Below are 15,251 nucleotides of genomic sequence, written 5' to 3' on the forward strand. Positions count from 1 at the left end.
CGTTGACGTTTTTCGCGAGCAAGCTCGCTCCTACAGTTTTCCATCCGGGCCGAAGGCTTCGTCCACTTTGGCCAAGTCGGTGTCACGCAAGTTGCCCGCGTAATAGTGCAATTTGGTCCAGGCCATCAAGTAGTCATAACGCGCCTGGGCCAGGTCGCGGCGGGTGCTGTACAACTGCTGTTCGGCGTTCAGTGCGTCGAGGTTGACGCGCTCGCCGCCGAGAATGCTCTGCTTGGTCGACACCACCAGCGCCTCGGCGGATGCCAGCGCTTTCTGATAGGCGCGCAACTTACTCACGCCCGACAGGCACGCACTGAACTGGCGACGCAATTCGATCAGGGTTTCCCGGGTCTTGCCTTCCAGCTCGTACTCCGCCTGCTCCATCGCGCGGCTGGCCTGGCGGGTGGAGGCCGAGATACCGCCACCGGCATACAGTGGCATGCTCACTTCGACGCCGATGGTGTTGGTGTCGTAGCGCTGGTTATAGGTGTTGCCGCTGTCGGACTCCTGCTTGCGCGAGGTGGCATACGCGGTGATTCTGGGCAAATGCCCGGCACGGTTGCGTTCCACTTCATAGCGCGCCACTTCCAGGGACTGGCGCTGCGAAGCCAGCACAGGGTTGTTGGTCAGCGCCAACTCATGCCAGGTGTCGTAGTTGGCCGGGGTCAGGGTGAACGCGGCAAAGCTCTGGTTCAGCGGTGCCAGGTCGTTGATGTTGACGCTTTGCACACCGATCAATGCGCCCAACTCCCGGAGCGAGGCGTCCTGCTCATCCAGGGCCTGGATCTCTTCGGCGGTGGCCAACTCGTAGCGCGACTCGGCTTCAAGGATATCGGTGCGGGTGCCCTCGCCTTGCTGGAACAAATGCCGGTTCTGCTGGAACTGTTGTTCGAACGCCTTCTTCTTGGCCCTGGCGATGTCGATCTGGTCCTGAGCAAACAGCGCCTGGGTGTAATAGCTCAACACCCGCACCAGCAACGCCTGGCTCTTGTCGCGAAAGCTTTCATCGGCGAACAGCGCCTGGGCCACGCCCTTGCGGTAGTTGGCATAGGCTTCGTAGTCGAACAACGGCTGTTGCAGGCTGAAGGTCGAGCCATAGCTGTTGTAGTTACGGTCGTCGCGGTAACTACCGCCGCGCCCGTCGGGCAGGTGCGCTTCGGAATTGTTGCGGCCCTTGTTGTAGTTGTAGGACAGCCGCGGCAGCAAGCCGGCACGGCCAATGGTGCGGTTTTCCAGGCCGGCGTCGCGCTCCTTGATGGCGCCGAGGAACACCGGGTCGTTGCGCAGCGCCTGCTCGTACACATCGAAGGGCCCCATCGCGGCCTGGGCACTGCCACACACCAGCAACAGCGAAATGAACACTGGCTTCATGCTCATTCCTCAGTCAACGCAGAGCCGGCGCGGTCCAGCAGCGGCTTGAACAGATAGTTGAGCAGTGAACGCTCGCCGGTGCGCACGAACATCTCGGCGGGCATGCCGGGCTTGATCACCAGGCCGTTGAGTTTTTCCATCGCCGCCTCGCTGACGCTGGTGCGCAGCACGTAGTACGGCGCACCGGTCTTTTCATCGAGCATCTGGTCGGCGGAGATCAGGCTGACTTCGCCCGGCACCCGTGGCGTGCGGCTTTGGTTGAAGGCGGTGAAGAGGATGTCGACAGGCAAGTGTGTGCCGACCTTGTCCACCAAATGCACCGGCAGGTGCCCTTCCACTTCCAGGCGTGTGCCCTGGGGCACGATCTCCAACAGGGTTTCACCGGCACGCACCACGGCGCCTTCGGTGTGCACGCTGAGGTTGACCGCGATGCCATCGGCCGGCGCGTTGATCTCACTGTGTTGCAGGTTGAAGCCGGCGGAGGTCAGTTGCTGTTCAAGGGTCAGGCTGCGCAGTTGCGCGTCGGCCAATTGGCTGCGCACCTCTTTTTGATATTCCTCGCTGTGCTGCTGCAATTTGAGCCGCGACTCAACAATGCCCTGCTCTATCCGGCCGCTTTCACCGGCGTTTTGCGCCAGGTCCTGCTGCACCTGGGATAACTGGCGCTGGTAGTCCATCAGGCGGTTGCGCGGGATGTAGCCGTTGTCGGCCAAGGGTTGCAGGTTGCTCAGTTGCGCGCGCAGAGATTGGGCCTGGGCGGTCAAGTCACTGCGGGCACGGCGCATACCACTTAGCTGAGAGTTGGCGCCCTCGATGCTGGCGCGGATCCCGGCTTGTTCACGGGCAAACGCGTCGCGACGGCTGCTGAACAGTTGGCGCTGACCTTCTAGCACCAGCATCAAGGCCGGATCGGGGTTGGCACTCAGTTCTGCAGGAAAGGTGATGCTGGAGAGGTTGTCACGCTCGCTCTGCCAGCGCGCCACGCTGGCCCAGGCCATGCGGTACTGGGCTTGCAGCGATTGCACATCGGCCTGGTTCTGGGTCTGGTCGAGACGAAACAGCGGCTGACCTTGCTTGACCAACTCGCCCTCTTTCACCAGGATGCGGCTGACCACGCCGGGGCTGAAGGTTTGTACCGCCTTGCGCTTGCCGGACACCACCACGGTGCCTTGGACCGGAATGCCTTGGTCCAACGGTGCGAGACTGGCCCAGAGGAAAAACCCGCCGGCACCGACGATGGTCATCACCCAGCCCATTTTTACGAAAAAGCCGGCATCGCGTTCTTTGATTTGAGGTTCAACGGTAAGGCTGCTCATGCGCCTGGATTCCTTCCGGCCTGGTAGTGACGGCTGAAGCTGACACCGGTTTTTTCTTTCGGCGCTTCCTGCTGCCCGGACAACGCCCGCAACACCTCCTGACTGGGCCCGAACGCTTGCAGTTGGCCTTCGCCGAGCACTAGCAACTTATCGGCCTGGGCCAATGCCGAGGAACGATGGGTGACCAGCACCACGCTGCTGCCCTGGGCTTTCATCTGCATGATGGCGCTGGCCAATGCGGCTTCGCCGACGGTGTCGAGGTTGGAGTTGGGTTCGTCCAGCACGATCAGGCGCGGCCCGCCGTACAGGGCGCGGGCCAGGGCCACGCGTTGTTTCTGGCCGCCGGACAAGCCACCGCCGTTGTCGCCCAGCACGGTGTCGTAGCCTTGGGGCAGACGCAGGATCAGTTCATGCACGCCGGCCTGTTGCGCGGCCTTGACCACCAGTTCCGGGTCGGCCTCGCGAAAGCGCGCGATGTTGTCGGCGATGCTGCCACTAAACAGCTCGATGTCCTGGGGCAAATAGCCGATATGCGGGCCGAGGTCGTCGCGGTTCCAGCGGTGAATATCCGCGCCGTCCAGGCGTACGGTACCGGCCAGGGTTGGCCACACGCCCACCAGCACGCGAGCCAGGGTGGACTTACCGGAACCGGACGCGCCGAGCACGCCCAGCACTTCACCGGCGGCCAAGTTAAAGCTGACCTGATGCAGGGTCGCCATGCGCCGCCCCGGCGGGCCGGCGCTGACCTGCTCGAAACTGACTTGGCCGTTGGGCGCAGGCAAGGCCATGTGCTCGATCTCTGGCGGGAATTCGCGCAGCAGTTCGTCGAGGCGCTGATAGGCCAGCTTGGCCGAACTCCATTGCTTCCACACTGCAATCAGTTGGTCGATGGGGCTGAGTACGCGGCCCATCAAGATGGAGCCTGCGATCATCATCCCGGCGGTCATGTCGCCCTTGATCACCAGGTAGGCGCCCAGGCCCAGCACCAAAGATTGCAGGCACAGGCGCAAGGATTTGCTTAAGGAGGTGATGATCGAACCGGTGTCGCTGGCCTGGTTCTGCAAGCCCAGGAACTGCGAATGCACGCCAAACCAGCGTTGGCGCAGCGCACCGAGCATGCCCATGGCCTGGATGGTTTCGGCGTTGTGCAAATGGCTGGTGGCCAGTTGGGTGGACTGCTGCGAATAACCGCTGGCCTCGCCCAATGGCTTTTTGGTCAGGTATTCGTTAAGGCACGCCAGGCCAATCAACAGCACCGCGCCGGCCGTGGCCAGCACGCCGAGCCACACATTGAACAGGAAAATCACGAACAGGTAGATCGGGAACCAGGGCGCATCGAAAAACGCGAACAGCGCTGGCCCCGTGATGAATTGGCGCAGAGCGGTCAGGTCGCCCAAGGATTGCCCGGCGTGCCCTTGGCCGCGCTGCAGGTTGCGTTCGAACGCGGCTTTGTACACGCGCAAGTTGAAACGTCGCTCCAACTGGCTGCCAATGCGGATCACGATAAAGCTGCGCACCACTTCCAGCAGGCCGATAAACGCAAAGAAGCCCACGACCATCAGCGTCAACATCACCAGGGTGGTTTCATTCTGGGAGGACAACACCCGGTCATACACTTGCAGCATGTAAATCGAGGGCACCAGCATTAATAGGTTAATCAATGCCGTGAAACAGCCAACGCTGATCAAAATACTCTTGTATTCACCCAACGCCCTGAATAAGGGCGCCACCCCATGGGACTTCGCCATATTAATTGTTTTTCCTTGCAGCGAATTACGCAAAAGGGTCACCCCTACCAAGTAGGGTACGGCCGCCTAACAAATCGAGTTATATGCTTATAACTTTTAATTAAAGTTTTCGTTGCAGCCTTACAACTTCGCCCGCTTTAGTGCGGGCTTGATAGTCGCCCTCTTTCTGGCGATTCAAATGGGTGATCCCTGAGCCTTCAGCGTTAAACAGCCAAATACCATCCGGGGTGGGCGACCACGTCAGCGGCTTGTCGCCCAGCCATTGCTCGGCACAGGCGATATCGCCCTCCAGGGCGTTGGCTTGCTCCACTAACTTGAGCGCGCACACCTGATCCTGCTGCTTCAGCTCCCACTGCCCGGCAAGCTGCGCGGAGGTGGGTAATACAAGACTGCTAGCCATTGCGTGGGCTCCTGCCGACACGAACAACACCTGCACAACACAGGCGATCAAATGGGAAAAACGTGGCATATCCAACTCCGGCCTGGAGCGCGGCGCCGAAGCACCGCGCGCTTTACATCAGGCTACGATGTCACTGGCAGCCGCCTGGCCAACGGTGGTGACGAGGAAATCCGCCACGCCGTGCCCGGAGAAGTCCACCGCCAAGGTGCCCAGGTTGGTACCTGAGGCATAGGTCAGTACAGCATCGCCGGCATGCCCGGTAAATGCGTTGACGAAGGTCACGCCCGCACCCTTGGTGATACCGGACAGGTCGATCTTGTCCGAACCGGAGGTGAAGTCGAAGATCTTGTCCGCAGCCCCTGGCCTGGAGTCGGAACTGGCACCGTACACGAAAGTGTCGCTGCCAGTGCCGCCCCACAGCTGGTCCGCACCGCCGCCACCGTAGATGAGGTCGTTGCCGGCCCCGCCCTTGATGGTGTTGGCGACTTGGTTACCAATGATCAGGTCGTTGCCCGAACCGCCGAACGCGTTCTCGATGGTGACGCCCTTGGCGATGGATACATTGCCCACCAGGCCGCCCACATCAGAGAACGAGGTGGCAGTGAGGTTGATCTTCTGGTTCTGGGTAAAACCGGAGAAGTCCAGGGTGTCGTTGCCGCCACCGTCCCATACCGAGAACACCAGCTTGTCGGCATTGGAACTGGCGCTGAGGAAATCACGCCCGGTGTTGGAGTTGAACCCGTAGGTGGTGTCCGTGGCGCGGGTGCTGAGGTTGGCACCGTAGAGCTTCTGGATCGCGGCGATGTCGTCGATCAGCGGGCCGGAAGCGTAAGCCTCGACACCGCCTTTGCTGAAGTTCTGGTTGGTGTTGCTCTCGCTCCAGTAACTCATGAGGCTATAGCCACGCGTGTCCTGTCCATAGGTGGCGTCGTTATAGGTCGGGTTGCCGTTCCCGGCGTTGTAGTCGCCAGGGTGAGCCAGGCCCAGGGTGTGGCCGATTTCGTGGGTCAGGGTCTGCCGGCCATAGTTGTTCAGGTCCGGGGTCTTGTTCGGCGTGTAGCTGTTGTTGGTCAGGTACCACGAGGTGCCATCGTAGCCCGCACCGGTGCCGGGCAGGTAAGCGAAGGCCGCGGCGCCGTCCTGGCCGCTGCTGTAGTTGCCGAAGGTCATGTGGCCGTCACCGCCGGAAGCCTTTTCAGTAAAGGTCACGTTGGCGACATCCGCCCAGGATTGCATGGCCAGTGCGGCCTGTGCTTTCTGCTGGGTGTTGAATTGGCTGAACCCCGAGATGCCATGTTTGTTCATTGTGCTCTGGGTAGCCGAGGTGAGGAAGGTGTAGGTCAGATCGATCTTGCCGTTGCCATCAAAGTCCCGGTACGCAGCACCATCCCGCAGCAGCTGGGTCGCTGCCTGGTCTACGGTGTAGGACGGTTTGCCATTGACCGTGAGGTTGCCGCCACGGTCATACAAATGGCTGAAGCTATCGATTTGCGAGTAAGCAGTGCTGGCTTGCGCGGCAGATACAATAGCTTTGTCTTTTACTTTTGACATAAACGTACTTCCTTGTTTGCAAGTGCATCAGTCTTTGTTCGATAGGAACCTCGCGGGCGAGGATAGTCCTATCACTCACCTCTTTTGAAGGCGTAAGAAAACTGACACAACTTGAAATCTTTCGTCTACATCTATTTCCATCGCACACTTGTGACGCAGGTTCAAGTTGAAGAAGACGCACGCAGTGTTTATTGGGGGCCGTTGCGTTTGTGTGGCCGAATCGGCGCACACCACTATTTAAATATTAAATACAAGTAAAGCCACTCTAAGTGAGCGGCCCACTTGATTAATGGATCCAATATATTGTCACGGTGTCATTAGCAACATTAAAGAGCCACTATTCGCACTATTAAAGTGCGCTGTCCCCCATTACCGGGACATACTCCAGCCACACTGTTGCAGGGCTGCCAAGAGGGTTTCGCCAGCCAGGCCCGGCACCTTGACGCCGTCTTGAGTGGTCATGTCTTCACCTGCCAGAATGGCATTGATGATCGCCTCCTCCACCGCCTCTGCCGCCGCGCTGAACAGCGGCGAAATATGGTCGTTGTTGACCATCTGCAACCCGGTGCTGAGCGGCAGGTCCTTGCGCCCATAGTCGGCCGGCGGCAAATCACGGTTACCGGTGGCAAACGCCAGGAACAGGTCGCCGCTGGAATCCTCGGTGCCGCCACCGGTGCGCGCAATGCCAATGGACGCGCGCTGTGCCAGGCGCTGGCATTGGTGCGGCAGCAAGGGGGCGTCCGTGGCGATGATCACCACGATGGAGCCCATGCCGGGAGTGCCACGCTCGGCAAAGGGCGAAGCAATGTCCATCAAATGACGGCCCACCGGGTAACCATCGACCCGCAGCTCCTGGCGCTTGCCATGGTTGGCCTGCACCAGTACGCCCACGGTCCAGCCGCCCTGCTCCGTTGGCAAGCGCCGTGACGCAGTGCCGATGCCGCCCTTGAATTCGTGACAAATCATGCCGGTGCCACCGCCTACTGCGCCTTCCTGCACCGGGCCGCTTTCAGCCAGATCCAAGGCCTGGCGCACATGCTCAGGACGAACATGCTGGCCCCAGATATCGTTGAGCAGACCATCGTAGGTTTCCATGACCACCGGCATGCACCAGTACACCGCCGGGTCCGCCAGGCGCTCGCGCTCCAGGGCGATCAGGCTGTCGCGCACCACCCCGATACTGTGGGTGTTGGTAATGGCCATCGGCGTGGTCAGCAGCCCCGCCTCGCTGATCCATTCAAGCCCCGTGGCGTCGCCATTGCCGTTGAGCACGTGGTAGCCGGCAAAACACGGTTGATGCCGCGCTTCCCCGGCACGCGGCTGGATCAGCGTAACGCCGGTGCGCACCTGCTTGCCGTCGACCTGTGCCTTGAGCGTGGCATGACCGACGCGAACCCCGGGAACATCGGTGATGGCATTCAATTCGCCGGGCATGCCCAGCCCCAACGTGATGCCCAATTGACGTGCACGCATACCCACTCCTTACAATTTCTGAAACGCCGGACTCAACCGGCCACTGATGCAATACAAAATCACCGACAGGGCCAGCAAGCCGATGATGATCATGATGTCGCGTACCGAGGCCTCCAGGATCAAGGTGACCAGCAGGTAACCGGCACCCAGTACCGCCAGCAATGCCGGCAGCGGCCATAACGGCATGCGATAGGGATGCTCGCGATCACGCAGCAGCACCCGGCTCATCAGCGCGCTCAGCGCCACCACCAGGTACACCAGCATGATCAGCAGAACGCTGAACGAGGTCAGGTCGGCCAGGTTGGAGCTGAAGCTCAACAGCGCCGAAGGGATCGCCAGAAACAGCGTCGCCAGCCACGGTGAGTCCCAGCGCGGGTGAATACGCGTGAACAGCTTGTTGATGCCAGGCGTCCACAACGCATCGCGGCCGCTGCTGAACACCACCCGGCCAATCTGGATCACGATGGCAACGATGGCGTTGAACACCGACAGGAAGATCCCGGCGCTCACCAACCGCGACAGGGTTTCATTGCCATGGCTGGTCAACAGGTAGCCGATCGGGTCGGGGCTGCTGATCATCTCGCTCAGGGACGGCGCGCCGATCAACAGCGCGGTGATCGGCACCAACTCAATCACCACCACCAACCCCAACGACCAGAGCACCGCCTTGTGCACGCCCTTGCCGCCGCACTTCATGTCTTCGGCCAGCAACACCGCCGGGCCGTAGCCGTTGAACGAGAACAGGCCGATGCCGACGGCGCCGATCACCAACGCCCAGGGCGCCAGGTGCAACACGCCGTTTTCGACGATTTGCGGCTGCAGCAACACACTGGCCGGCTGCACCGGATTACCGAAGCCGATCACCACAATCACCAGTAACGCCGCCACTTCCAATAGCAGGCAGGTGCCGGTGATCCAGGCGTTGAGCTTGATATTGAGGATGCCCAGGGCGTAGCTGCATACCACGATCACCAGGGCGACAGTTTGCGCGTCGAATGTCGTGCCCAGAGCGTTATTCAGATAAGTCGCCGCACCGGTCGCCAATACCGGCGGAATAAACAGCAACATCACCAGAACCGTCAGGAAGGTGGCGTAACCGGCCATGCCACCAAACACGCGCTTGGCATACACGTACTCGCCACCGGCGCTGTTATGGGCGCGGCCGAGCTCGGCGTAACAGAAGGCAAACATCAACGCGAGCAACGCCGCCATCACAAACGCCAGGAACACGCCACTGCCCGCCTGCTGGATGGCAAACGGGGCGATCACGAAGACGGAACTGGCCGGCGTTACCGCTGAAACGGTAATGGCCACTACATCGAAGACGCTCAGGGTGGGCTTGAGCACGCCATCGGGCGCGGGGGAAGCACTCATATCGTTATCCTCTGTCGTTGTTTTTGGTGTGAGGCAGAAACGAAACATGATTTTTCCTCGGGATATGCTTCCCGTTGGACAGTGACGACGTTATCGGCTGGCGGGGCTGTCGGCCAATTCCCCTATTGGCGTACTCCCCTTGACGGTGCCCCCCAGAAGCCTAACCCTTGGCCGATCATTTGAGGGTGGGGATGTTGAGATGAACCTGTTCCGGGAAATCGGTATGCACGCGGGGTTGGGCCGCACCCTGTCTCAGATCGGCACCGAACGGTTCTGGAAGCAATTGGTGCTGTTATTGCACCAATGCCTGCCCTTCGATAATGCCCTGGCGATTTTCTATCCGCTGGATGGCCCGCCCCAGGCCCTGGAAGAGTACGACGCTCAGCCCAGCAGCAAGCCGGCGTCGATGCTGGTGTACCTCAACGGCTTGTACCTGCTCGACCCGTTTTACCAGGCCTGCCGGGAAAACTACGCCAGCGGCGTATACCGCCTGGAGGAAGTGGCGCCGGACCATTTTCGTCAGAGTGAGTACTTCCTCAATTATTTCCATGACAATGTGCTGGAAGACGAAGTGCAATTGATCCTGCAATTGCCAGGCGCCGGCACCCTGTCGTTGTCACTGGGCATGCAACGGCGCTTCAGCTTTGAAGAAACCGGGCTGTTGACCACGCTGTCGGCCTGGGTGTTGCCGCTCATGCAGCAGCATTGGCAGCAAAGCACCGAGCGGGCACCGGCCATGGACAGCCAGATTCGCGATGCCCTGAGTCATTTCGGCAGCGGTGTACTGTCGGACCGCGAACTGGAAATCGCCCGGCTGGTGTTGCGGGGCTTCTCCTCCAAGGCCATGGCCGAACGCCTGAAGATCTCGCCGGACACCGTCAAGGTGCACCGCAGGCATTTGTACGCCAAGCTGGACATTTCGTCGCAACCCGAGTTGTTTTCGTTATTCATTCAGTCGTTGGGGCATGACTTGGAGAACCCATAGGCTTAGTCCGAATGAAAGAAATTAATATGCTGCGGCAAAAGATTTACGCCATCAACGCGTATAGAAAAGTTCGGCCCTTCAGGGTTGACCTTGATAGTCAAAGTGCTCACGCCAAACTCATGAGTCAGTTGCACATCCCCCACTTCCACGGGCGGGCCTGGCTGAATATTAATAGCTGAGATGTTGTGGTCTTTTAATACCCCGGCCACATCGATTTCATCCTCCTTGGGGTTGAAATTCAACAGGGTGTCAGGGTCATCGCTAAGGGAGTCGGTACTTTTTTCATATTTGAATGTGTTTTCACCCTGGCGCCCCACCAGCTGGTCGCCACCGCCACCGCCGATGAGGACCGAGGGCTCGCCACGCCTGGCTTCGAGGCGCTCACGCTGGTCTGTGCCGCGTAAGGTGGGCGGGCTGTTTTCCGGTTGGGTCCACGTGCCGCCAGTGGGAAGGCTTTGTATGGAAGACATATAAGTCACCTGTCAGATCATGAGTGTATGTGAAAGTGTTACGCGTTGCGGATTGAAATCTCTCACGCAGGCAATAACACTTTCCACTCCAAATAATTGACATCACATGTCTTAACTATGACGTGATTATTTATTCCACCCAGTACCGATGACTTATCGGCCTTCCTGGTGGCGCTGTTTTCCTGTTATTTAACGCCCCGTACGAATGGTATTCCAAACCCGAGTACGCACCCGGTCGATGTTCAACGGCATGGCTTGCAGTGCAAATAACTTGCCCATCATTTCCGCGCTGGGATACACCTTGGTATCGGCCTTGATCGCCGGGTCTACCAGGCTGTCGGCCGCCGCGTTGCCGTTAGCGTAATGCACGTAGTTGGTGATACTCGCCATCACGTCCGGGCGCAGCAGGTAGTTCATGAACGCATAGCCGGCTTTGTCATTCGGTGCGTCGACAGGCATGGCGACCATGTCGAACCAGATTGCCGCGCCTTCCTTGGGAATGTTGTAGCCGATATTCACGCCGTTTTTGGCTTCTTTGGCGCGGCTTTCGGCCTGCAGGATGTCGCCGGAGAAACCGACGGCGACACAGATGTCACCATTGGCCAGATCGGCGGTGTATTTCGAGGAATGGAAATACGCCACGTAAGGTCGCACTTTCATCAGCAAGGCCTCGGCCTTCTTGTAGTCTTCGGCTTTTTTGCTGTGGTGCGGCAAGCCCAGGTAATTCAGCGCGGCTGGCAGCAGTTCGGGGCCGTTGTCGAGAATGGCGACGCCGCATTTTTGCAGCTTGGCCATGTTTTCCGGTTTGAAGATCAAGTCCCAGGAATCCACCGGGGCGTTGTCGCCGAGTACCGCCTTGACCTTGTCGATGTTGTAGCCGATACCGGTGCTGCCCCACAGGTACGGGAAACCGTGGGCATTGCCGGGGTCGTTGTCTTCCAGGGCCTTGAGCAGCACGGGGTTGAGATTTTTCCAGTTGGGCAACTGGCTCCTGTCGAGTTTTTTCAGGGCGCCGCCCTGGATCTGTCGCGCCATGAAATGGTTGGAGGGGAACACCACGTCATAGCCCGATTTACCGGTCATCAGCTTGCCGTCGAGGGTTTCGTTGCTGTCGTACACGTCATAGGTGAAACCGATGCCAGTGTCTTTCTGGAAATTCCTGGTGGTGTCCGGCGCGATGTAGTCCGACCAGTTATAGATCTTCACGGTCTCGGCGGCCTGGCTGATAGAGGCCACCAACATCAAGGGCAACAGGGCAATGGCTTTCATGGTTCGATTTCCTGGCGGTTTTAGGGCTGTTTTTATGGCAGGCGATCAAGGATCAAAGCGTTACAGAATCAGGACATAGGTCTTGCGCACGGTTTCCTGGATATCCCAGATACCGGTGCTATTGGCTGGCAACATCAGTGCGTCACCGGCTTGTATGTGCAGGGTTTCCCCATTGTCGGGCGTGAAGGTGCAGCGCCCTTGGATGAAATGGCAAAACTCCTGGGACGTGATCTGCCGACGCCAGCGCCCCGGGGTGCAGGCCCAGATGCCGGTCTCGACGCCATCGTTGCGCTCCACGCTCAAGGTGGAGGCCACGGCGATGGGCTCGCCCAGGGGCACCGCCACCGGTGATGAATCTGGCAGTGGGGTGTTCAGCGTGTCTTTGAATTGCATGATACTCATGGGTTTTCCCCTGTGGGTGGAACGAGTCAGTGCATGAAGCCTTCCATGAAACCGGCAACGCCAGTTGCCAGCTTGCGGCGCCAGGGCGCAGTGTTGGGGTTGGCCAAGACCTGGTCTTCATGGACAAAACTACGAATGATCGCGTTGTAACCCAGCCAGCGGCACGGCTCTGGCTCCCAGGCCTTGAGTGCTTTGAGGCCGCCTTCGCGAATCACCCAGGGTTGTTGGGTCAGCAAGGTGTCGCGGCCGAGGATCAAATCGGCCAGGGTGCGGCCGCCGAGGTGGGTGGCGCCCACGCCCTCCCCGCCATAGCCGCCGGACAGTGCGATGCCCGTGGCGTGGTCACAGAGCATGTGCGGACGAAAACGGCGCGACATGCCGAGGTTGCCGCCCCAGGAATGGGTAATCCTGGCCTTTTTCAGCTGTGGGAAGAGTTCGCCAAACAGGTAGCGACGCAACTCCACTTCGCTGTCGGTCAGGTCGAAGTTGTGCCGCAACTTGCCGGCAAATTGATAGCCACCACGGGCGCCGAAGACCAGACGATTGTCGGCCGTACGCTGGCCGTAGGTGACCTGTCGGCTGCTCTCGCCAAAGGCCTGACCCTGACTGAGCCCGATGTCTGCCCAGGTGCTGGCCGGCAGCGGTTCGGTGGCGACGATCAAGCTCTGCACCGGTAACTGGTAGCGGCCCAATGGGGCCAAGGTATTGGCGTAACCCTCGACAGCAGGCACCACCCAGGCGGCGCGCACGCTGGCCTTGGCGGTGCGCAGGCCGCCGGACTGCCAATGGGTCACGGGGCTGTTTTCGTAAATGATCACGCCCAGATTCTCAACCGCCCGCGCCAGGCCACGCACCAGCTTTGCCGGGTTGATCGTCGCGACGTGGGGGGCATAGATGCCGCCATAAGGCTTGGCAATGCGGACCTGCTCGGCCAATTGCTGCGGGCTGAGCCAGCGGTAGTCGTCTTCGGTGAGGCCCTGGGCGTACAGCTTGTCCAGATAGCGGCGCAGGCTGACTTCCTGCTCGGGGTAGCGTGCGGCGCAATACAAGGCGCCGCCTTTGCGGTAGTCGCAGTCAATGCCTTCGCGGACCAGCACCTGGGCCACTTCATCAGGGATACCGTGCAGCAGGTCAAACGAAGCGCTCCGGTGCTGAGGGGCAAGCTCAGCCAGCAGTCGGTCTTCCCCCAAGAGGTTGCCCATCAACCAGCCACCATTGCGACCGGATGCGCCAAACCCAGCAGTCTGTGCCTCGATGATCGCGATTTTCAGCTCGGGGGCCTGGCGCTTCAGGTAATAGGCGGTCCACAGGCCGGTGTAGCCGGCGCCGATAATCGCCACATTGACGTCCAGGTCGTGCTCCAGCGATGGACGCGCTAACAGCGGGTCGTCCAACTGGTCCATCCATAAACTGATATTGCGCCATGCCGGCATGCCAGCTTCCCCTACCTCGGTTCGATAGGGCCGATCCTAGAGTGCAGTGTCAGGGGCTGTCTTGCGCGCGTGCACGCAGGGAAATTTGTTTGAGGTACGCCTTGGGCGATTGCCCGGTGTGCTGGCGAAAAGCGCTGTAAAACGCCGAGAGTGAATTGAAACCGGCCGCAAAGGCCAACTCATCAACTTTGACCGGCGCGGTGGCGTGGTCCAGCGCGGCCAGTAAATGCTGGAGTCGCGCCTGGTTGACGTAGCGATAGAAGCTCTGCCCCAGCACTTGGTTCAGCAGGTAGGACATCTGGTTGCGACTGTAGCCACAGGCCTTGGCGACCCGCTGCAGATCCAGCTCCGGGTCCAGATACGGCTGCTGACGCTCAAAATATTGTTGCAGGTCATTGGCCATATAACCCAACTGCTGGGGCGACAGGCCCAGGCGGCTGACCGTAGGGCGCAGGGCCTGGGCGGGTTGCTCGTGCACCAAGGACGCATATTCATTCACCCGCCAGATCAACCCGTCGCGCACCGTAATGGCCTCACTGGTACGAAACGACACCAGGCCCTGGCCGCCACGCAACGTGATGCGGTACTGGATAAACGCCGTATCGCCATCGGCGCGGATGCGGTCAGTGTGTTCAATGGCCTCATCCGCCTCACGGGGCATGCTGGCTTGCAAGTACTCGCGCAACTCGGCATAGCCCACCACACGGTTCTGGAAAAAATCGTGGTACTGGATCTCGGGATGGTAGTAAGCCATCACCCCGTCCAGATCGCGATGACGCCAGCACAGGTGATGGCGCAGCACCAACTGGCCGGTAGCGTGGGAATTCTGACACTCATCGTCTGGGGCGATGTCGGGCATATTGGGCTCTACGACGGGAGAAAATATTTGAGAGTGCCGAAGTTTACCCGCCCCTTCAATGGTCAAATCGAGCGCCTGACTAATGGCCTTTTGCCTATTCCTCTGTAGGACATGATCTATATCAAAACCAGGCGAAAGAACCGCCGAACGGGCGCAAAAAAGTCACCTTGCAGTTGCGAACGAATGCTATTTTTAAGCCCTAGATGTCATGACCAGCGAAGGTCCTGGCCCCTGCCGCGAGCTAAAGGAAGCGCTCAATGAACAAGGTGGGCAACATGAACAAAGTGACATTTCCCAACGCCTGCCAGCTGATGCGCTGGCATTTTCACCCCATGGGCTTCGAGGGCAGCATGGACGCCCCCGGCAGCATGATCGCCCGCCTGTTCGACCGGGCCAGCGGCGAGACGTTGATCGCTATCGCGGGGATTCCGTGCGCTACGGTGATGAACGCGGCTGATGTGGAGCGCATCATCGAGGCCGTGGAGGATGAATTGGAGAGTTTCGTGCCGCCGGTTTCGTTGCGGGCGTGAGGCGGGGCTAACCGCCCCACTCTGACGGTAACCACGATGCGAAGCGAGTCGCTCTTGATCTGCTTTTGAT

General features: G+C 59.8%; 14 protein-coding genes. 2 read left to right on the top strand and 12 right to left on the bottom strand.

Annotation, left to right across the window (positions count from 1 at the left end; genetic code table 11):
- Positions 1-30 precede the first annotated feature (30 nt).
- From BMH52_RS19530 to BMH52_RS19560, 7 genes are all read right to left on the bottom strand, one after another.
- Positions 31-1,371, bottom strand: a complete 1,341-nt coding sequence (locus tag BMH52_RS19530) for a TolC family outer membrane protein (protein ID WP_003191155.1) — start codon at positions 1,369-1,371, stop codon at positions 31-33.
- Between the two features lie 2 nt (positions 1,372-1,373).
- On the bottom strand, positions 1,374-2,687 hold the full coding sequence (locus BMH52_RS19535; protein WP_014718407.1) for an HlyD family type I secretion periplasmic adaptor subunit: 1,314 nt from the start codon (positions 2,685-2,687) through the stop codon (positions 1,374-1,376).
- A complete protein-coding gene (locus BMH52_RS19540) occupies positions 2,684-4,435 on the bottom strand; it encodes a type I secretion system permease/ATPase (RefSeq protein WP_019820085.1) in 1,752 nt (583 codons plus the stop codon). The genes BMH52_RS19535 and BMH52_RS19540 overlap by 4 nt, the downstream gene beginning before the upstream one ends.
- A 100-nt stretch (positions 4,436-4,535) precedes the next feature.
- Positions 4,536-4,904 carry an AprI/Inh family metalloprotease inhibitor gene (locus BMH52_RS19545; protein WP_014718405.1) on the bottom strand — a complete coding sequence of 123 codons (369 nt, stop codon included), beginning with the start codon at positions 4,902-4,904 and terminating at the stop codon, positions 4,536-4,538.
- A gap of 48 nt (positions 4,905-4,952) precedes the next feature.
- Positions 4,953-6,386, bottom strand: coding sequence for a serralysin family metalloprotease (locus tag BMH52_RS19550; RefSeq protein ID WP_014718404.1), 1,434 nt, complete (start codon positions 6,384-6,386; stop codon positions 4,953-4,955).
- 369 nt (positions 6,387-6,755) lie between these two features.
- Positions 6,756-7,859: a P1 family peptidase gene (locus tag BMH52_RS19555; protein ID WP_073844744.1), complete on the bottom strand. Its 1,104-nt coding sequence runs from the start codon at positions 7,857-7,859 to the stop codon at positions 6,756-6,758.
- A 9-nt stretch (positions 7,860-7,868) separates the two neighbouring features.
- Complete coding sequence (locus tag BMH52_RS19560; RefSeq protein WP_014718402.1) at positions 7,869-9,233, bottom strand: APC family permease; 1,365 nt, start codon at positions 9,231-9,233, stop codon at positions 7,869-7,871.
- Between the two features lie 199 nt (positions 9,234-9,432).
- Between BMH52_RS19560 and BMH52_RS19565 the strand changes: the two genes are divergently transcribed.
- Complete coding sequence (locus BMH52_RS19565; protein ID WP_014718401.1) at positions 9,433-10,218, top strand: helix-turn-helix transcriptional regulator; 786 nt, start codon at positions 9,433-9,435, stop codon at positions 10,216-10,218.
- A 2-nt stretch (positions 10,219-10,220) separates the two neighbouring features.
- On the opposite strand, the gene BMH52_RS19570 is transcribed toward BMH52_RS19565, so the two are convergent.
- From BMH52_RS19570 to BMH52_RS19590, 5 genes are all read right to left on the bottom strand, one after another.
- Positions 10,221-10,688 (bottom strand): M10 family metallopeptidase C-terminal domain-containing protein, encoded by a 468-nt coding sequence (locus BMH52_RS19570; protein ID WP_014718400.1) that lies wholly within the window; start codon positions 10,686-10,688, stop codon positions 10,221-10,223.
- Between the two features lie 189 nt (positions 10,689-10,877).
- Positions 10,878-11,957, bottom strand: a complete 1,080-nt coding sequence (locus tag BMH52_RS19575) for a polyamine ABC transporter substrate-binding protein (protein WP_014718399.1) — start codon at positions 11,955-11,957, stop codon at positions 10,878-10,880.
- Between the two features lie 60 nt (positions 11,958-12,017).
- Positions 12,018-12,359 (bottom strand): cupin domain-containing protein, encoded by a 342-nt coding sequence (locus BMH52_RS19580; protein ID WP_014718398.1) that lies wholly within the window; start codon positions 12,357-12,359, stop codon positions 12,018-12,020.
- Between the two features lie 26 nt (positions 12,360-12,385).
- Positions 12,386-13,792, bottom strand: a complete 1,407-nt coding sequence (locus BMH52_RS19585) for an FAD-binding oxidoreductase (RefSeq protein WP_073844745.1) — start codon at positions 13,790-13,792, stop codon at positions 12,386-12,388.
- Positions 13,793-13,841: 49 nt separating this feature from the next.
- Entirely contained in the window at positions 13,842-14,651 is an 810-nt protein-coding gene (locus BMH52_RS19590; protein WP_014718396.1) for an AraC family transcriptional regulator, read from the bottom strand.
- A 257-nt stretch (positions 14,652-14,908) separates the two neighbouring features.
- Between BMH52_RS19590 and BMH52_RS19595 the strand changes: the two genes are divergently transcribed.
- Complete coding sequence (locus tag BMH52_RS19595) at positions 14,909-15,181, top strand: DUF1652 domain-containing protein (protein ID WP_014718395.1); 273 nt, start codon at positions 14,909-14,911, stop codon at positions 15,179-15,181.
- Positions 15,182-15,251: the final 70 nt, after the last annotated feature.

This window comes from Pseudomonas sp. BTN1 (assembly GCF_001907715.1).
Taxonomy (GTDB): Bacteria; Pseudomonadota; Gammaproteobacteria; order Pseudomonadales; family Pseudomonadaceae; genus Aquipseudomonas; species Aquipseudomonas paracarnis.